Consider the following 18,946-nt stretch of genomic DNA (forward strand, 5'->3'; position numbering starts at 1 on the left):
CATGGCCGATTCCGCTTCGCTCGACATATCCTTCACACTGAACGGCGCGCCGCAAACCCGTACGGTGGCGGCGTTCGCGTTGCTGATCGATTTCCTGCGCGACGATCTGGCGCTGACCGGCACCAAGCGCTCCTGCGACGTGCAGGTGTGCGGCGCCTGCACGGTGCTGGTCGATGGCCTGCCGGTGAGCAGCTGCACGTCGCTCGCCGCCGACATCGACGGCAAATCGGTCATCACGGTCGAAGGCCTGGCGCAGCACGGCGAGCTTAGCCCGGTGCAGCAGGCGTTCGTCGATCACGCGGCGATGCAGTGCGGGTTCTGCACGCCGGGTATGGTGCTGGCGACGACGGCTTTGCTGGAGAGCCATCCGCATCCGACCGAGCAGGAGATCCGTCACTATCTGCGCGGCAACATCTGCCGCTGCACCGGCTACATCAAGATTCTCGAAGCGGTGAAAAGCCTTGTCTGAGCTCTCCATCTCCAGCGACGGCCGCGACGATCCGGCCGTGTTTCGTGACAAGGTCGCGGCCGGCGAGGCCGGCGGTGCCGACACGATCTGGATCGCCAACCATCTTTTTCTGCGCGATCCGTCCGTGCTCGGTGCACTCACGCTGTCGGAGACGCAGCGTCTCAAAGTGGCGCTGATGGCGGTGAGCCCGCTCACTCAGCATCCGGTGCAGATCGCCATGGCGACGGCGACGCTGGCGGAGCGCTTCCCGGGGCGGGTCAAGCTGTGCCTCGGCGTCGGCGCGCCGGCCGATCTCTCGGCGATCGGCGTCGACGGCGCCAAGCCGCTGCGGGCGATGCGCGAGGCACTGCAGCTGGTCCGCGCGCTCCTATCCGGCGAGAGCGTGACGTTTCAGGGCGAGAGCTTTCGTGTCGATCGTCGCCGGCTTGCGGCCGCGGCGGCCCACATTCCGATCGTGCTGGCGGCGTCCGGGCCGCAGATGCTCGAGCTCGCCGGCGCCGAAGCCGACGGCGTGCTGATCAGCGCCGGAGCGTCGGTGCCGTTCGTGCAGCAGACGCTGGGCAGCGTCGCGCGCGGCGCCAAGGGTCGCAAGGTCAAGACCTCGGGTCTGGTCTATGCGTCGGTCGATGCCGAGGAGCAGCGCGCCAACGACCGCGTCCGCCGCATCCTGGCGATCCTGCTGCGCGGCGCGCACCATAAGGCCAATCTCGATCTCGCCGGCAGTGTGCTGGACCAGAGCGCGCTCAACGCCGCCGTGGTGGCGGAGGATTGGAGCCGCGCCGAGGCGTTGATCGGCGACGACATCGTCGCGCGCCACGCGGCCAGCGGCACGCCCGAGCAGTTGCGCCGCCGGCTCGCCGAGTATCACGCCTCCGGCCTCGACGAGATCGTCATCGCCGGGGTGCGAGACGGCGCCCAGATCAAAGCCATCCTAAAATCGTCATGAGGAAACGCATGAAGTTCAGTGTCTGTCTATCGACCGGTTTCGAAGGCGTGATGTATCCGATCCCGTTCGCGCGACCCGAGGATTTCATCGCCCAGGCGCAGCTCTGCGAACGGCTCGGTTACGATTCGGTGTGGGGCAACGATCACATCACCACGCAGAACTACGTCCGCGACCTGTTTCCCGGCAAGCCGCCGAATTTCTACGAGCCGCTGATCGTGCTGGCCGCGATCGCCGGCGCCACCAAGACCATCAAGCTCGGCACCGCGCTGACCGTGTTGCCGATGCGCGATCCGGTGTATCTCGCCAAGCAGGCGATCTCTCTCGACCAGATGTCCAACGGCCGCTTCATCATGGCGGTCGGGCTCGGCGCGTATCGCGAAGAGTTTCTCGCCTGGGGCGGATCGCGCGCCGCCAAGGCGCGGCGCGGCGACATGATGGACGAGGGGCTGAAGGCGCTCGACATGCTGTTCACCGAGCCGAGCGCCAGCCACGAGGGCGCTTACTACTCGTTCAAGGACGTCGAGATGTTCCCGAAGAGCAGGGCGCAGCCGTTCCCGCTGTACATCGGCGGACACAATCTCGAAGCGATCGAGCGCGCCGCGCGCTACGGCCAGGGCTGGCTGCCGGGCTGGCGGCCGCTCACCGAAATGGAGCAGCGCATCAAGGATCTCAAGGCGCGGGCGGCCGAGCTCGGCCGCGATCCGGACTCGATCGAGATCGCCCCGCAGTTTTCCTGCACCATCGCCAAGACGATGGAAGAGGCCGAGAAGCGCTATATGGAGAGCGGTCTGGTCGCGCACCGCGTGTCGCTCGCCTACACCGGCCGCGACCTCAGCCATCAGGTCGTCGCCAATCTGGTCGGCTCGCCCGACGTCATCCTCGAGAAGATCGAGAAGCTGCGCGCGATCGGCATCCAGCATTGCAGCGCGCTGATGTTCCCGGCCGACACGGTCGAGGAGATGAACGAGCAGATCGAATGGTTCGGCACCGAGGTGATGGCCAAGGTGCCGGCATGAGCGATCCGGCGGCAGGCGCGGCAGACGAGCAGCGGTTCGATCAGATCGATCTCGCCGCGCTCAGCCGCGCCGACCGCTACAAGATGCTGACCGGCGCGGTGATCCCGCGGCCGATCGCGTTCGTCACCTCGCTCGGCCCGGGCGACATCGTCAACGCCGCGCCGTTCAGTCAATTCGTGATCCTCGCGGTCGATCCTGGCCTGCTCGGATTTTCGGTCGGGCCGCGCACCGGCAGCGACGCCGCCAAGGACACGCTCGCCAATGTGCAGCGCACCGGCGAGTTCGTGATCAACATGGTGCCGGAGGGCTGGGAAGAGATCGTCCAGCAGGCGAGCGAGGAGTATCCGCCGGATGTCAGCGAGGTCGATCTGCTCGGCTTCACGACGCTGCCGTCGTGCCACATCCGGACGCCGCGGCTCGCCGGCAGCAAGATCCAGTTCGAGTGCACGCTCGACCAGGTACTGACCTTCGGCGACGCGCCCAACCATCTGGTGGTGGGACGGATCGTCGACATGCACGTCGCCGCAGGGCTGACGCAGAACCACAAGATCGATCCCAGGGCCTATGCCCCGGTCGCCCGCATCGGCGGCCGCAACTACGTGCGGCTCGGCGACATCGTCGGGGTGTAAAGGCCGGCGCAGCCTGCGCTGCCGGCGTCAAGAACAGAGGATGCCATGACTACAAAAACTCATACGATCTGTGTCGTCGGCGGCACCGGCGCCGAAGGCGGCGGCCTGGCGCTGCGCTGGGCCAAGCACGGCCACCGCGTGATCATCGCCTCGCGCGACGCCGCGAAGGCCAAGGCGGCGGCCGACGAACTCAATGCCCGGCTCGGCAGCGGCACAGCGGAAGGCGCCGACAGCGCGACCGGCGTCGCGCAGGCCGATATCGTGGTGCTGACCGTGCCGTACCGGGCACAGATCGCGACCGTGCAGGGGCTGAAGGACGCGCTGCAGGGCAAGATCCTGGTCGACGTCACGGTGCCGCTGGTGCCGCCGAAGGTCACGCGGGTGCAATTGCCGGAAACCGATTCCTGCGTCGTCGCGGTGCAGACGCTGCTCGGTGAGGGCGTGCGGGTGGTGTCGGCGTTCCAGAACGTGTCGGCCCACAAGCTCAAGGACCCGGACTACGCCATCGATTGCGACGTGCTGGTTGCCGGCGACGACAAGGAGGCGCGCGCCACCGTGATGCAGCTTGCCGTCGACGCCGGGCTGCGCGGCATCGACATCGGGCCGCTGGCGAATTCGGTGGTGTCGGAGAGCCTCACTTCGGCGCTGATCTGGATCAACAAGTTCTATAAGATTCCCGACGCGGGAGTGCGGATCACCGGCCTCCCCTGAGGAGGGCCATCTTGGTCAGACGTGCTGTCGAGCTTTATGCCGTAGAGGGGCTGCCCATGGTGGCCCCGGGTGATGACCTCGCGGGTCTGATCCTGGAGTCATTGACGTCGGCCGAGGCGCGGCTGCAAGACGGCGACATCGTCGTCATCGCCCAGAAGGTGGTGTCCAAGGCCGAGGGCCGCAGCGTCGATCTGGCGGCGGTGACGCCGTCACCGCGCGCCGTCGAGATCGCCGCGCAGGCGCATAAGGATCCGCGCGTCGTCGAACTGATCCTTGCGGAGTCGAGCGAGGTGCTGCGCGTTCGGCCGGGCGTGATCATCGTCGAGCATCGGTTGGGCCTGGTGCTCGCCAATGCCGGCATCGACCGCTCCAATGTCGAAGGCGAGGCCGCGCTGCTGCTGCCGCTTGATCCCGACGCTTCGGCCGAACAAATCCGCGCGCGGCTGGTCGCCGAAACCGGCGCGGCGGTCGGCGTGATGATCATCGACAGCATCGGCCGCGCCTGGCGCAACGGCACGATCGGCACCACGATCGGCGCAAGCGGCATCGTCACGATGAGCGACCTGCGCGGTCAGCCCGACCTGTTCGGCCGCAAGCTCGAAACCACCGAGGTCGGCGCCGCCGACGAAGTCGCGGCAGCCGCATCGCTGGTGATGGGTCAGGCCGCCGAGGCCACGCCAGTGGTGGTGGTCCGCGGGATCGATCTCGCCGGCTCCGGCACCGCGCGTGATCTGTTGCGGCCAAAGCGCATGGATATGTTCAGATGACCACGACCGCAGCGAACGATCGCATCATTGCGTTGGCCGGCGGTGTCGGCGGCGCCAAGCTGGCCGACGGCCTGTCGCATCTGCTTGGCGACAAGCTCACCGTCGTCGTCAACACCGGCGATGATTTCGAGCACCTCGGATTTCACATCAGCCCCGATCTCGACACGGTCACCTACACGCTCGGCGGCGTCGCCAACAGCCAGCAGGGCTGGGGGCTCGAAGGCGAAACGTGGCGCTTCATGGAGCAGCTGGCGCGGCTCGGCGGGCCGGCCTGGTTCAAGCTCGGCGACCGCGATCTCGCGACGCATGCCTACCGGACCAATCGGCTCCGCGAGGGCGCGACGCTGACCGAAGTTACCGCCGAGCTGAGTGCCGCACTCGGCGTCACCTCGCGCCTGCTCCCGATGTCGGACGATGCGGTGCGGACCGTGATCCACAGCGGCGGCCGCAGTATCGCCTTTCAGGAATATTTCGTCCGGCTGGCCTGCGGCGTCCCGGTCGATCGCATCGCGTTTGCCGGCGCCGCGGCAGCGCAGCTCAATCCTGCGATCGGCGCGCTGCCTCGGCCGGCGGCCGTGATCATCTGCCCGTCGAATCCCTATCTCAGCATCGATCCGATCCTGGCAGTGCCCGGCGCCCGGGATTGGCTGAAGGGGCTCGGCGTGCCGATCGTGGTGGTGTCGCCGATCGTCGGCGGCGCTGCCATCAAGGGCCCGGCGGCCAAGATCATGCAGGAGCTCGACGCGCCGGTGTCGGCGCTCGGCGTCGCTGCGCATTATCAAGGTCTCGCCGACGGCATCGTCATCGACAGCTGCGATGAAGCGCTGGCGCCGGAGATCGCCGCGCTCGGCATCGCCGTTCACGTGGTGCCGACCGTGATGCGCTCGAAGGCCGATCGGGTGGAGTTGGCCGGCAGTTGCCTTGCCTTCGCCCGCACGCTGCCCCGAACACCCGGTGCGGAAGCGGCCCCGGCCTCGACCAAATAGGCTTTGAAATGATCCCGGCAACCGAGTATCCGCATCGCTCGTCGAAGCGGCTGGATCGCGGGCGCGGCAACCGTTTGTCACGGGGATGGCAATCCGAATGATCAGCGTGGGAAAGACCTCGACCGGCAGCCAGACGGTCGCGCGTGCCTTGGCGGTGCTGGAGTTGCTCGGCCGCGAAGGCGAACTCGGCGTGCGCGAATTGGGCCGTCAGCTCGGCGTCGCGCCGAGCATCGCGCAGCGGCTGATCAATACCCTGGCCGAAGCCGGCTTCGTCGAGAAGTCGCTCGGCAATTCGAAGTGGAAGATCGGCTACAAGGCCTTTCAGATCGGTTCGGCATTTCTGGCATCGACCGATCTCAACGCCGCCACCGCGCCGGAACTGCATCTGCTAGCCGAGCAGCATCAGGTCAACAGCTTCCTCGGCGTGCTGCGCGCGCCGGACGTCGTGTATTTGGCGGCGGTGCAAAGCGGCGGCCCGATTTCGATTACCAATGCGCCGGGCTCGCGGACCTACATCCATTCGACGGCGCTCGGCAAAGCCCTGCTGTTCGACTGTCCGGACGACGAGGTCCACGCGCTGATCGGCGCGGCTCCGCTCAAACAGCTCACCAAGAAGACAAAACGCTCGGTCTCCGCGATCCTCAAGGATCTCAAGGAAGGTCGTCGGCTCGGCTACGTCATCTGCGACGAGGAGAACCTCGATAACGTCTTCGCCGTCGGAGCTCCGATCCGTGACGCGACCGGCGGCATCATCGCGGCCCTCAGCGGCGCCGTGCCACGCCAACGCCTATCGTCCCGCGCGATCGAAGAGCTTTGCGAACTGGTCAAGGCATCGGCCACCCGCGCGTCGCGGAGGCTCGGGTCGCTGAAATAACGACCCGGTTGCGGTCCTTTCCGCGAGTCGGACACTGCGGCCCGTGTGGGCGCTCGCAGTTTGAGCGAAGCGCATCCGGCGTCGACGACGGACCTTCTTCGATCAGGCGTGAGTTTTCGACCTTCCTGAAATGTCGCCATGACGGCCATGCGCATCAAGGCCAGTGCGGGCAGGTGGCGTCTTTGGTCGGCTGGCGCGAGTTCCATGCTGGGAATGCCGCAATTTCGGCTCGGCATTGCCGCGTTTGTCGGATGTCCATTTCTCCGAACGTCTGTGCTAGACGGTCCGCGGTGGAGAAATGGATGTGATGCGACGCCTGTGGATTCTGACGAGTTGCGCGGTGGTTGCGGCGATCTGCTGTTTCGCCGGCGGCCGGGCCGAGGCCGGCGGCTGGGACACCGTGCATCGGTATGTGCACAAAACCAACAGATGCGGCCCGCACACTGAAGTTCTGGCGTCGATGTACTCGATCGGAACACGGACGGCGAGCGGCGAACCGCTCACCCGCGACGCCCTGACCGCGGCGTCCCACGATTATCCGCTCGGCACCACCGTCATGGTCACCAATCCGGTCAACGGGCGCACCTGCGGCATCCGCGTCAATGATCGCGGCCCGTACGGAAAGTCGCGGCAGGTCGGCGTGAAGATCGACTTCGCCACCGGCGCGGCGCGATGCCTCGGGATGCGGAACACCCAATACGTTTGCCTGCACGGCAACGAGGCCATCGAGGTCGCCGGCGTCCCGCAGATCGTCGACGGCGACACGGTCGAGATCAGCGGCGCGAAGATTCGGCTGCGGGGGATCGACGCGCCCGAGATGGATCAGCTGTGTTTCGATGCCAAAGGCGATCGCTGGAGCTGCGGCATCGCCGCGCGCGACCAGCTTGCGCGGCGGTTCGGCGACAAACCCTGGACCTGCAGGGTCTCCGGTGCCGACGAAGACGGCCGATCGCTCGGGACGTGTCTGGTGCAATCCGAGAGTGTCGAGGAGTGGATGGCAGGCTCAGGCTGGGCGTTGGCGTTCACCCGCTACACGCGCAACTACGAGAAGCCGGAAGCCGTCGCCCGCGAGGCACGGTCCGGGCTCTGGGCCGGAGCTTTCATTCCGCCCTGGGACTGGCGCAGCCGAACCCGCGAGACCATCGTCCTCGGGGCCGTCATCGTGCCGACCGAAGCAAGGGAAATCCTGCTCGGCCCGGCCGTGGTGGCCGAGGTCCCGTCGCCGGGATGTGGAGCGAAAGGCAAGGCCGACAAGCGCGGCAAGTGCCGCGTGACCGCCTGCCGCGATTGCGGTCGCGCGAGCGCACATCCTGCGCCACCGCGTTGAGGACCTTTGGCTTCGGCTCCCGGTGGGATCGTCGATGAAGTCGATCTCGTCTGATCCAAATCGCAGCGACTTCTACACGGCCGATGAGATCGCCACGTACCGCTCGTCCCGCCGGCGCGAAAGGCGTTGCGTCTGTCTTGAACTACATGCCCTCTATGAAGGGGTGATATGCCCCTTAGCCGGATTATGCAGGACGCTGGATCTAATTGCCTCGTGTGGACGCGCCGTCACCTTTCGTTCAGTGCTTGATCATTAGCTGGCTTGGTAGAACTCAGGAGATCTTGTTCACGTCGACGTCGTACTTCGCCGCTCGAAGTTCGCGGGCAAGTAAAAGCTTCCAAGCACCGTTCAGATCGTCGTCGCGCTCGTTGATTATGCCCGCCCAATCGCTTGGAATTTCGACCTCGCCCTTTATAAATCTGAAACTCGGCCGCGCCCTAGGACCGGTTGCGGATCGCCGAGCGAACTGCTGCAGACCGCCCATCTCGCACTCTACGCGGCTAAAGGTGCCTGGCGCGGCACGTCCCGGACTTACGCCTCGGTCAGCCTTGAGCTGACGTTGCAACCGTCACCCGTCCTGTCTGTCACGTATCCGCCGATTGTGGTTCGTCGGGCAGGTAAGCAAGCCTTCGCAGGCGCTGCGAGCTGCCGTGAGAGCGGCGACCTGCGGGGTGAGCGCTATGTTGGGGAAGGCGGCACCGGCGCCCGTCAGCCCGAACGGCCCCGGGTCGACCGGCAGGGTACGATTGCCGGCGCAGGGGCGATAATGCAATCATCGGTTCCAACGAAGCGGCCGAACAGTTGCCAGAGCCACGATATCAATTGCTCGGCGGACGGATCGGACAGTCCGTCCCGTTTGCAAACCACCAACCGCGCCTGCGCCAGTTTCGGCAGATAGTAATCGTGCGCTTTGACCAAATCCGGCGGGAGAGCGGGACTTGGGATCGCGGTAATTCCGAGCCCGGCGCGAACGGCGCTGAGTCGCGCCGCCGAGTCCGTGCTGCTCATAATGACCCGATAGCCGGTTCCAGCGCGATCGAGGGATCCGACAATCCATTCGTCGCCAGGATGGGTGACGAGAGGCACTGGCGCGCCAGGGCTGAGAACGAAAGCTTTCGATTTGATCCAGCAGGTGTCGATTTCAGCCTGCCGGACAATCATGCGGTCGACCTCGGGCTGATAGCGGTCATACAGAAACAGGCAGGCGACATCGATGAACCCCTCGGTCAGACCGCGCTGGATCTCATTTGCTCGTTCGGCCAGTAGGAAGACGTTAGACAGACGCTCCCGCTTCAAATCTTCGAACAGAAGCGGAGCCAGGAGCTGACTCATGCCAAGCCTGAGCACCGGCGCTAAATCGGACCCGCACAGTCGAAGCAGTTGATCGTTTGATTCGAGGATTCGACGGGCGTGCTGCAGCGCGAGTTTGCCGAGCTCCGTGAGCATCGTGCCGTTCGCCCCTCGGATGAACAACTCACCCCCGACTATGCCTTGCAGCCGTCTAATCTGGGCGCTGATCGCCGGCTGCGTCAGGTTGAGTCGTGCTGCGGCCTTTGAAAGGCTGCCGGTCTCCGCGATAGCAACAACCGTGCGTACGACATCGATCGGAATATTCGCGGCCGGCTTGCGAAGCATCTTCGCCTCACTGAAATGCAATTAATTATCGGTGTCAGTATAGGGGAGCCCAAAATCGGGTTCAACTGTGTACTTAAGTGGAGAGTTGCGGGCAATCTGCCGGGCGTGGCTCGTCCCGGTGTTTATGGCCATATAGAATGCGATAGCGCCATCACGCGGCCGACGATAATCGTCGACTCATTGTCAAGACGCTCCTTTTATGGTCCGGCCTCCACGGTAACACCCGAGGCGGTCCCATGAGGTTCGATCAAGACGATCGCGGCGCGACCGCGGTCGAATTCGCGATGATCCTGCCGGTCTTTCTGACGATCGTGTTTGGCATCGTCACGTTCGGCTCGTATCTGGCCATCGTGCACGGCGTTCAGCAGCTTGCCGCCGAAGCCGCGCGCAAGTCGGTGGCCGGGCTCACCGATGCCGAGCGGAGCCAGCTGGCGACGGGGTATGTGACGTCGAGCGTGGGCAGCTATCCGCTCCTGGAGCCGGCCAAGATCGACGTCGTCGCCGGACCATCGCCTGCCCCTGCGAACGCCTATATCGTGACGATCAAGTACGACGGGTCTTCGGATTTCCTCTTCAGCCTGCCGTTTGTGCCGCGTCCTCCGTTTCCGGTCACACGCTCGGCCGTGATTCCATACGGAGGATTCTAAGATGGCCTGGCAGCTGCTGCGTCGTTTCGCTGGCGATCGGTCCGGCAATATTGCCATCATGGGGGCGGGCGTGATGACGCTCGTGCTCGGATGCACGGCGCTCGGCGTCGATGTCGGTACGATCTTCGCAGACAGGCGTAAGGCCCAGAGCGTGGCCGATCTCGCTGCGATCGTCGCCGCGAGCAATCTCGGCAACGCTTACAACGCCGCGTCGGCGACGGTCGTGCAGAACAAGCTTCCGGCGAGCGCGCTGCTTGCGGTCGATCTCGGGACTTATACGGCGAACAGCGGCGTTGCTCCGCAGGCCCGGTTCGTCGCGCCGGCCGCGGGCGTGACCAATGCGGCCCGCGTTAGCGTGCAGATGCAGACGCCGCTGTACTTTGCGCGGCTGTTCACGGGCAGCAATGCCTTCACCATCACGACGAGCGCGACCGCGTCGAACACGGCGATCGCATCTTTCTGGATCGGTTCGCGTCTGGCGTCGCTCAATGGCGGGCTGCTGAACGCGATGCTGGGCGCTCTGCTGGGGACGTCGGTGTCGCTGTCGGCGATGGATTATAGGGCGCTCGCCGATGCGCGGATCGATGCGTTCGACTTCCTGTCCGGGGTGGCGACGCGCGCGAACGTGACCGGCGGGAGCTACGACAACTTGCTCTCGGCCAATCTCAAGGTCTCGGACATTCTGGCCGCGACGCTCGCCACTCAACAGGCGACCAACGGGGCGAGCCCGGCGACGACCGCTCTGTCGTCGCTGTCGCGCGCCGCATCGAGCTTGTCGACGAAGGCAAGTCTGCGCTCATTGGTGGATCTCGGGCCCTACGGCGGCATGACGACGGACCAGAGGCCGCAGGTCGGCGTCAAGGTCTCGCTGTTCGATCTGGTCTCAGCGATCGCCCAGGTCGCTAACGGCAAGAACCAGGTTGCGGCGGCGGTCGATCTTGGTCTTCCCGGCATTACATCCGCGAGCCTGATGGCGACGATCGGCGAGCGGCCGGCCGGATCGAGCTGGATCGCCGTCGGGAACGAGGGCGCGACCGTTCATACGGCGCAGACGCGGCTGCTCCTGACGCTCAAGATCGGCGGATCGGGGCTGATCCCGTCGGTGAACCTGCCGCTGTATGTCGAGGTCGCGCAGGGCACGGCGACGCTCGATTCGGTTTCCTGCACACGGCCGGATGTGTCCAATTCGTCGGTGACGCTTGGCGTCACGCCGGGCGTAGTCGATGCCTGGATCGGCACGGTCGCGCCCGCCCAGATGATGAACTTCGCCAGCAAGCCGACCGCAACTCCGGCGACGCTGGTGAGCGTCGCGGGACTGAACGTCAACGGCATCGCCCATGCGCAGATCGCCAATACGTCGCCGACGCCGACGCGCTTCAGCTATTCGGAGATCAATCCCGCCACGATCAAGACCGTCAGCACCCGCAACTTCACGTCGTCATTGACGGCGAGCCTGCTCGGCGATTTGTCGCTCAGCGTCGCGGGCATCGGCCTGCCGATTGGCGGCCTGACGTCCTCGGTCACCAATTTGCTCTTCGCCACGTTGCCGTCGATCGATCTGTCGATCTCGAGCGTGCTGGCGGCGCTCGGAGTCGGTGTCGGCCAGGCGGACGTTTCGGTCAACGGCATCCGGTGCGACGGCGCGGTGCTGGTGAACTGAGGGGGCGGGCAGGGTGAGAGCCACCAAGCACGCGCTCATCTGCAGAAAACCCGCCGAAGGAGAGCTGCTAGCGCGTCCGCGATCAGGAGGCGCTCAAACTCGGAAATCTGTGAGCGTTGTTGTTGCCCGGGATGTTGCCCAGACTATAAGCTCGTCCGTTTTAGAACGAGCACGACGCTAGATAAGTGCCTGAATTGAAATGGCTCCCCGGGCCGGATTCGAACCAGCGACCAACCGGTTAACAGCCGGTTGCTCTACCACTGAGCTACCAGGGAACGAGCGCGAAGCTTGCTTCGCGGGGTGCGTATAACAAAGCCGTTCGGGGATGGGAAGGGGAAATCCACGCTTCGTGAATGTCCCGCGACAGCTTTGTTGGCCGCGGCCTCGATCTGCTCCATGTAGCAAACATCCACAGGGTGAAAAGGGCCGTGGGCATTGGGCCTCGCAAGATCCCGGGATGTTGCGTTTTTAGCCGCATTGCATCATGGATGGCGCGGCTTCACTCCACAGGAAACACCGATGTCGGATTTCGCGCGCGCTCGCCTGAACATGGTCGATGGTCAGATTCGGCCGCACAGCGTGACCGACTGGCGAATCATCGACGCGATGCGGTTGGTTCCGCGCGAGCTGTTCGTCGGCGAGGGCCAGGAATCGCTGGCCTATCTCGACCAGGACATCGATCTCGGCGGTAAAGGCGACTTCCGCCACGTCATCCTCAATCCGACCGTCACCGCGCGGATGCTGCAGGAAGCGGATATCGCGCAAGGCGACCGCGTGATGGTGGTGGGCGGCGCGACCGGCTATCTGGCGGCGGTGGTGGCGAAGATCGGCGCCTCGGTGGTCACCACGGTGGACGACCCGGAGATCGCGGCGCGGGCCAGCCAGACGTTGTCGGCGCTCGGCCTGGGTGACATCACTGTGCGGGTGGCGCCGAATCCGGACGGCGCTCCGGCAGATGGGCCCTATGACGTCATCGTGCTCAACGGCGCGACCGAGATCGAGCCGGTGAAGCTGTACGAGCAGCTCAAGCTTGGCGGCCGGCTGGTCGGGGCATTCGCCATGACCCGTCCGCAGAAGGCGACGGTTGTCACCCGCTCTCCGCACGATTTCGGACCGCGGGTCCTGTTTGATACCTCGGCGCCGGTGTTGCCGGGCCTGCATCGCGCGCCCGCGTTCGTGTTCTAGCGGCCACCGGCCCTTGCCCCGGGCGAGGGCTTGAGGAGTGGCGCAGCGTGCGCGCCGAGGAACCTCCCAGATGGTCCGGCGGGGCCATTTTTCTGTGTTGAATCAGAAGTGTGGCTTAGAGGTCCCAGCCCACAAGTTTCGTTCATGCCGGTCCCGCGGGTGGTTCCTTCGCCGCGTGCCCTCCCTTATGGTGAGCGGGGACTCACGTCGGCCTCTGCACGTCGCGTTATATGGCGTGTGCCCGTGAGCCGCGCGGTTTAGTAAATGCAGATTGGACCTCCAGTATGAATCGGATGAAGCGCTTCTCGGGCCTCGCCACTGCCGGCCTCATTCTGGCGTGTCTGGGACCGGTGCCCGTGCTGGCCGATACCATGGAAGCGGCGCTGGTCCGCGCCTACCAGACCAATCCGCAGCTGAATGCCCAACGCGCCTCGGTGCGCTCCACCGACGAGTCGGTTCCCCAGGCGCTGTCCGGATACAGGCCCAAAGTGTCGATCACCGCGAGCGGCGGCTATCAGTACACCGACGTCAATTCGGTGGTGGGTGGCAACAATATCCATCTCAACGGCAGCAACTATCCGCGCGCCGTCGGCGTCACCGCCACGCAGACGCTGTTCAACGGCAATCAGACCGCAAACCGCACGCGCGCGGCCGAGAGCCAGGTGTCGTCGGCGCGCGAGGGATTGCGCGTGCTGGAACAGTCGGTGCTGCTCGCGGCGGCGACGGTCTACATGGACTATCTGCGCGACTCGGCCACCGTCGAAGTGCAGAAATCCAACGTTCGGGTGCTCGAGCAGACGCTGAAGCAGACCAACGACCGCTTCAATGTCGGCGAGGTGACCCGCACCGACGTCGCCCAGTCGCAGGCCCAGCTCGCCGCCGGCAACACCCAGTTGCTCACCGCCGAATCCAACCTCACCACCACCCGCGCCAATTTCCGTCGCATCATCGGCAGCGAGCCGACCGCGCTGGCACCCGGGTCGCCGGTCGATCGTTTTCTGCCCTCGACGCTGGCGCAGGCCGTCGAGCTTGGTCTCACGCAGAATCCGAACGTCACGGCGGCGATGTTCGGGATCGACGTCAGCTTCCTGAACGTCAAAATCAACGAGGGTGCGCTGTTCCCGGTCGTGACGCTGCAGGCCAATGCCCAGCAAGGCTACGAGCAGTCGATCACCACGCCGCGCCAGTTCACCGCATCGGCGCTCGCCCAGGTCACGGTTCCGATTTATCAGGGCGGCGCCGAATACGCGCTGATCCGCCAGTCCAAAGAGTCGCTGGCGCAGCAGCGTCTCAATCTGGAGCAGGTCCGCGACCAGGCCCGCGCCACGGTGGTGCAGGCGTGGGGCCAGCTGCAGGCTGGACGGGCGCAGGTGCTTTCGGCGCAGTCCCAGGTGAAGGCTTCGGAGATTGCGCTGAACGGCGTGCGCGAAGAGGCGCGGGCAGGGCAGCGCACCACGCTCGACGTGCTGAACGCGCAGCAGGCCTTGGTGAATGCCCGCGTGTCGCTGGTCACCGCGCAGCACGATCGCGTGGTCGCGTCCTACGCCGTGTTGAACGCGGTGGGCCGGCTGTCGCCGCAGGTCCTCAACCTGAAGACTGAGGTCTACGATCCCAGCGTTCACTATCAGCAGGTTCGTGACTCCTGGGTCGGCGTCCGGACGCCGGACGGCCGCTGATCGATCCACTGGCGACGCGCCGATCGGCGCGTAGTTAATGCCTGGTTTCTTGCCGCTCATTTCTTGGCCGTGCGCTTCCAGAGCATCGGTTTCCCGGCTATCCGTTTCCAGGCTATCGGTCCTTGCGCGCCGTTCCTTGCCAGCTGTTCGCCCTGTGCCGTAGCGTATCGTTTGTGATGCGGGCGATTCGTGTCGCTATGCGTGTGCATTGCGCGCTGCGGCGCTGACCAACCGGGGCGTCCGCGGCGTGGCACTTCTGCTGGGGACAAGTCGGGCGTTCGCGATTGAAAGTCGCGCGGGTCGATCCGGAACTGGGCAATCCTGCAGCGCTTTGGTGTACAACGCCGAAGACAGCGTGATGATGTGGAGTCGGAAATGACGCAGCCTGCAAAGGCCCAAGAGCCCTCGATGGAGGAGATTCTCGCGTCGATCCGTCGTATCATCGCGGATGATGAAGCCAAGCCTGCGAACACGGCGAAGCCGGTCGCCGCGGTCGCTCCGAAGCCCGAGCCGCCGAAACCGGCTCCTCCGCCGAGCAAGCCCGCGGCCATGACACCACCTTCCGCTCCTCCGCAAGCCGTTGCGCCGAAGCCCGCCGCGCCGAAGCCCGTCGCTGCCAAACCCGATGCGCCGAAGCCCGTGCCCGCGCCGCCGCCGGCCGCGGAGGGCAACAGCCAGGACGATATCGACGCGCTGCTTGCCGGCCTCGACGCGGCCACCGCCGAGGACGAGGTGCGGCCGCCGCAGCCGGACGGCGATGTGCTGGAATTGACCGACGAGATGGCGCTGCCGGAGCCCGAGCCGTCTGCCGCGCCGACGCCGTTGCCGCACGCCCAATTCAACAAGGCGCGCCCCGACGATCTGGAATTCGCCGAGGCCGCGCCGAAGCCGCGTGCCCCGGAACCGCGCGTGCAGGACCAACGCCCACCGGAACCGCGCGCCCCGGAGCCGGCCTTTCAGGTTTCGCCGCCGTCGCAGGCCGCCTGGTCGGAGGAGCCGCAGGCGGCGATCATGTCGAACGCGACGATGTCGGCGGTTGAATCCGCCTTCAATTCGCTTGCCAATACCGTGCTCAGCAACAATGCCCGCACCCTGGAGGATCTCGTCAAGGAGATGCTGCGGCCGATGCTGAAGTCCTGGCTCGACGACAATCTGCCGACCCTGGTCGAGCGCATCGTTCGCCAGGAAATCGAGCGGGTGTCTCGGGGACGCTAGGCCGGGACTTCGCTCTCACCCCGCTGCAGAACGTCTCCGGGGCCCCTCCGACCGGCAGCCTCGACCTGTGCCGTTGACTTGCGCCGTTGACTCGCGGCGCCACGGAAGGTTTTTAGCCGCTACCGCGCGTCTGCCGCCCGCACGCGCATTATCTGATTGCATGGCCATGATCGAGAAAACCTATCAGCCCGCCGAGATCGAAGGCCGCATCGCGCGCGCCTGGGACGAAGCCGACGCCTTCAAGGCAGGGCGCCCCGACCGCCGCAACGCCGAACCGTATTCGATCGTGATCCCGCCGCCGAACGTCACCGGCTCGCTGCACATGGGCCACGCGCTCAACAATACGCTGCAGGACATCCTGTGCCGGTTCGAGCGGATGCGCGGCCGCGACGTGCTGTGGCAGCCCGGCACCGACCACGCCGGCATCGCCACCCAGATGGTGGTCGAGCGCCAGCTGATGGAGCGCCAGGAGCCGGGCCGGCGCGACATGGGCCGCGCCAAATTCCTCGAGCGGGTGTGGCAGTGGAAGGCCGAGAGCGGCGGCGTCATCGTCAACCAGCTCAAGCGGCTCGGCGCGTCGTGCGACTGGTCGCGCGAGCGCTTCACCATGGACGAGGGGCTGTCGCGCGCCGTCGTCAAAGTGTTCGTCGAGCTGCACCGCCAGGGCCTGATCTACAAGGACAAGCGGCTGGTCAACTGGGACCCGAAGCTGCTCACCGCGATCTCCGATCTCGAAGTGCAGCAGATCGAGGTGAAGGGCAATCTCTGGCACCTGCGCTATCCGATCGAGGGCAAGAGCTTCGATCCCGCCGATCCGTCGAGCTTCATCGTCGTCGCGACCACGCGGCCCGAGACGATGCTGGGCGACACCGCGGTCGCGGTGAATCCCGAGGACGAGCGCTACACCCATCTGATCGGCAAGCACGTCGTCCTGCCGCTGGTCGGCCGGCGGATTCCGATCGTCGGCGATGAGTATTCCGATCCCGAGAAGGGCTCGGGCGCGGTGAAGATCACGCCGGCGCACGACTTCAACGACTTCGAGGTCGGCAAGCGGCATCATCTGCCGCAGATCAGCGTGCTCGATATCGAGGGCAAGATCTCGATCGCCGACAATAGTGCGTATCTCGAAGGCCTGCCCGAAGGCGCCCATGAATTCGCCGATGAGATGGAAGGCACCGACCGCTTCGCCGCGCGAAAAATCATCGTGCAGCGGCTCGACGATTTCGGCTTCCTGGAGAAGATCGAGCCCAACGTCCACATGGTGCCGCATGGCGACCGTTCGGGCGTGGTGATCGAGCCGTTCCTGACCGACCAGTGGTACGTCGACGCCAAGACCATGGCGCAGCCGGCGATCGCCGCGGTGCGCTCGGGCGCCACCACCTTCGTGCCGAAGAACTGGGAGAAGACTTACTTCGAGTGGATGGAGAACATCCAGCCGTGGTGCATCTCGCGCCAGCTGTGGTGGGGCCATCAGATCCCGGCCTGGTACGGCCCGGACGGCAAGGTGTTCGTCGCCGAGACCGAGGAAGAGGCGATCGGCAACGCGCTCGGCTATTACGTCGAGCAGGAAGTCATCACGCCGGCGCAGGCGCACGAGATGACGCAGGACGCCGGCAAGCGCGACGGCTTCATCACCCGTGATGAGGACGTGCTCGACACCTGGTTCTCCTCGGCGCTGTGGCCGTTCTCGACGCTCGGCTGGCCCGACGAGGCGCCGGAGATTGCGCGCTACTACCCGACCAACGTGCTGGTCACCGGCTTCGATATCATCTTCTTCTGGGTCGCCCGGATGATGATGATGGGCCTGCACTTCATGGACGACGTGCCGTTCCCGACCGTCTACATCCACGCCCTCGTCCGCGACGAGAAGGGCGCCAAGATGTCGAAGTCGAAGGGCAACGTCATCGATCCCTTGAACCTGATCGATCAGTACGGCGCCGACGCGCTGCGCTTCACGCTGGCCGCGATGGCGGCGCAGGGCCGCGACATCAAGCTCGCCTCATCCCGCGTCGAAGGCTATCGCAACTTCGCCACCAAGCTTTGGAACGCATGCCGCTTCGCCGAAATGAACGGCTGCGCGACGCCGGCCGGCTTCGACTACACATCGGCCAAGGAAACGCTGAACCGCTGGATCGCGCACGAGACGGTACGTGCCGTGCGCGAAGTGACGGAAGCGATCGAGACCTATCGGTTCAACGACGCTGCGGGCGCGGCCTATCGGTTCGTCTGGAACGTGTATTGCGACTGGTATCTCGAACTCGCCAAGCCGGTGCTGATGGGCGAGGACAGCCCCGCCAAGGCCGAGACCCGCGCGATGGTGGCGTGGGCGCGCGACGAGATCCTCAAGCTGCTGCATCCGTTCATGCCGTTCATCACCGAGGAGCTGTGGGCCGTCACGGCGCCGCGTGACAACCTGCTGGTGCTGGCGCCGTGGTCGCGCAAGGCCGGCTTCAGTGACGAGCAGCTCGCGGTGATGACCGCGTCTGCGGCGAGCGATCCGATGGTCGCGCCGGCGCTGCTCAACATCCCGACCGAGCAGCCCGACTTCACCGACGATGCGGCCGAGGCCGAGATCGGCTGGGTAGTCGATCTCGTCACCGCGATCCGCTCGGTGCGCGCCGAGATGAACATCGCGCCGTCGACGCTGACGCCGCTGGTGCTCGCCGGCGTGCCCGCCGAGACGCAGCTCCGCGCCGAGCGTTGGAGCGACGTGATCAAGCGGCTGGCGCGCGTCGGTGATATCTCGTTCGCCGATGCGGCGCCGCAGGGCGCGGTGCAGCTCTTGGTCCGCGGCGACGTCGCGGCGCTGCCGCTGAAGGGCGTGATCGACTTCGCGGTCGAGCAGGCCCGGCTCGAAAAGGAACTCGGCAAGGCCGAAGCCGACATCAAGCGTGCCGAGGCCAAGCTGGCGAACGAGAAGTTCGTCGCCAACGCCGCCGAAGAGGTGGTCGAGGAAGAACGCGAAAAGCGCGAAGCCGCGCTCGCCCGTAAAATGAAGATCCTCGAAGCGCTGCTGCGGATCAAGAACGCGTCGTAGGCGCTGCTCAGCGAGTGAAGGGCGTCGCCCCACAACCAACCGTCACCCTCCGCGAAAGCGGAGGGCCCAGTATTCCAGAGCGTTCGTTATTTAGCCGCGGCGCTCTGGAATACTGGGTCGCCCGGTCGAGCCGGGCGATGACGGGTTTTGTTGGGGGCCAGCTTCG

At 65.6% G+C, this 18,946-nt stretch carries 16 protein-coding genes and 1 tRNA gene; 15 read left to right on the forward strand and 2 right to left on the reverse strand.

Annotation, left to right across the window (positions count from 1 at the left end; translation table 11 throughout):
• Position 1: 1 nt before the first annotated feature.
• From LPW26_RS06305 to LPW26_RS06345, 9 genes are all read left to right on the forward strand, one after another.
• Entirely contained in the window at positions 2-469 is a 468-nt protein-coding gene (locus tag LPW26_RS06305) for a (2Fe-2S)-binding protein (protein WP_238733492.1), read from the forward strand.
• Entirely contained in the window at positions 462-1,415 is a 954-nt protein-coding gene (locus LPW26_RS06310; RefSeq protein ID WP_238733496.1) for an LLM class flavin-dependent oxidoreductase, read from the forward strand. Before LPW26_RS06305 ends, LPW26_RS06310 begins: the two co-directional genes overlap by 8 nt.
• Positions 1,416-1,423: 8 nt before the next feature.
• Positions 1,424-2,431, forward strand: coding sequence for an LLM class flavin-dependent oxidoreductase (locus LPW26_RS06315; protein WP_238733498.1), 1,008 nt, complete (start codon positions 1,424-1,426; stop codon positions 2,429-2,431).
• Positions 2,428-3,060, forward strand: coding sequence for a flavin reductase family protein (locus tag LPW26_RS06320; protein WP_238733501.1), 633 nt, complete (start codon positions 2,428-2,430; stop codon positions 3,058-3,060). Before LPW26_RS06315 ends, LPW26_RS06320 begins: the two co-directional genes overlap by 4 nt.
• Before the next feature lie 45 nt (positions 3,061-3,105).
• Positions 3,106-3,771 (forward strand): NADPH-dependent F420 reductase, encoded by a 666-nt coding sequence (npdG, locus tag LPW26_RS06325; protein WP_238733503.1) that lies wholly within the window; start codon positions 3,106-3,108, stop codon positions 3,769-3,771.
• Between the two features lie 8 nt (positions 3,772-3,779).
• Positions 3,780-4,538 carry a coenzyme F420-0:L-glutamate ligase gene (cofE, locus tag LPW26_RS06330; protein WP_238733657.1) on the forward strand — a complete coding sequence of 253 codons (759 nt, stop codon included), beginning with the start codon at positions 3,780-3,782 and terminating at the stop codon, positions 4,536-4,538.
• The gene (cofD, locus tag LPW26_RS06335; protein ID WP_238733506.1) at positions 4,535-5,524 is read left to right on the forward strand and encodes a 2-phospho-L-lactate transferase; all 990 of its coding nucleotides are present in this window, start codon (positions 4,535-4,537) and stop codon (positions 5,522-5,524) included. Before cofE ends, cofD begins: the two co-directional genes overlap by 4 nt.
• 97 nt (positions 5,525-5,621) lie before the next feature.
• Entirely contained in the window at positions 5,622-6,398 is a 777-nt protein-coding gene (locus LPW26_RS06340; protein ID WP_238733509.1) for an IclR family transcriptional regulator, read from the forward strand.
• 307 nt (positions 6,399-6,705) lie between these two features.
• The gene (locus tag LPW26_RS06345) at positions 6,706-7,725 is read left to right on the forward strand and encodes an RlpA-like double-psi beta-barrel domain-containing protein (protein ID WP_238733511.1); all 1,020 of its coding nucleotides are present in this window, start codon (positions 6,706-6,708) and stop codon (positions 7,723-7,725) included.
• A gap of 708 nt (positions 7,726-8,433) precedes the next feature.
• Here LPW26_RS06345 and LPW26_RS06350 read toward each other — a convergent pair.
• On the reverse strand, positions 8,434-9,381 hold the full coding sequence (locus LPW26_RS06350) for a LysR family transcriptional regulator (RefSeq protein ID WP_238733512.1): 948 nt from the start codon (positions 9,379-9,381) through the stop codon (positions 8,434-8,436).
• 215 nt (positions 9,382-9,596) lie between these two features.
• Here LPW26_RS06350 and LPW26_RS06355 point away from each other — a divergent pair, with 215 nt between their 5' ends.
• Together LPW26_RS06355 and LPW26_RS06360 are read left to right on the forward strand one after the other, a co-directional pair.
• Positions 9,597-10,007 (forward strand): TadE/TadG family type IV pilus assembly protein, encoded by a 411-nt coding sequence (locus LPW26_RS06355; RefSeq protein ID WP_238733515.1) that lies wholly within the window; start codon positions 9,597-9,599, stop codon positions 10,005-10,007.
• A 1-nt stretch (position 10,008) separates the two neighbouring features.
• The gene (locus LPW26_RS06360) at positions 10,009-11,667 is read left to right on the forward strand and encodes a pilus assembly protein TadG-related protein (protein WP_238733517.1); all 1,659 of its coding nucleotides are present in this window, start codon (positions 10,009-10,011) and stop codon (positions 11,665-11,667) included.
• Positions 11,668-11,867: 200 nt separating this feature from the next.
• Here LPW26_RS06360 and LPW26_RS06365 read toward each other — a convergent pair.
• Positions 11,868-11,942: transfer RNA gene (locus LPW26_RS06365), tRNA-Asn, on the reverse strand.
• Positions 11,943-12,186: 244 nt separating this feature from the next.
• Here LPW26_RS06365 and LPW26_RS06370 point away from each other — a divergent pair.
• The 4 genes from LPW26_RS06370 to LPW26_RS06385 all read left to right on the forward strand — a co-directional run bounded on the left by LPW26_RS06370 (position 12,187) and on the right by LPW26_RS06385 (position 18,780).
• On the forward strand, positions 12,187-12,852 hold the full coding sequence (locus tag LPW26_RS06370) for a protein-L-isoaspartate O-methyltransferase family protein (protein WP_238733520.1): 666 nt from the start codon (positions 12,187-12,189) through the stop codon (positions 12,850-12,852).
• A 284-nt stretch (positions 12,853-13,136) separates the two neighbouring features.
• Positions 13,137-14,528 (forward strand): TolC family outer membrane protein, encoded by a 1,392-nt coding sequence (locus LPW26_RS06375; RefSeq protein ID WP_238733523.1) that lies wholly within the window; start codon positions 13,137-13,139, stop codon positions 14,526-14,528.
• A gap of 375 nt (positions 14,529-14,903) precedes the next feature.
• On the forward strand, positions 14,904-15,743 hold the full coding sequence (locus LPW26_RS06380; protein WP_238733526.1) for a PopZ family protein: 840 nt from the start codon (positions 14,904-14,906) through the stop codon (positions 15,741-15,743).
• Between the two features lie 166 nt (positions 15,744-15,909).
• The gene (locus LPW26_RS06385) at positions 15,910-18,780 is read left to right on the forward strand and encodes a valine--tRNA ligase (protein WP_238733532.1); all 2,871 of its coding nucleotides are present in this window, start codon (positions 15,910-15,912) and stop codon (positions 18,778-18,780) included.
• Positions 18,781-18,946 lie beyond the last annotated feature (166 nt).

It is taken from the genome of Rhodopseudomonas infernalis, from assembly GCF_022271405.1.
Classification (GTDB): domain Bacteria; phylum Pseudomonadota; class Alphaproteobacteria; order Rhizobiales; family Xanthobacteraceae; genus Rhodopseudomonas; species Rhodopseudomonas infernalis.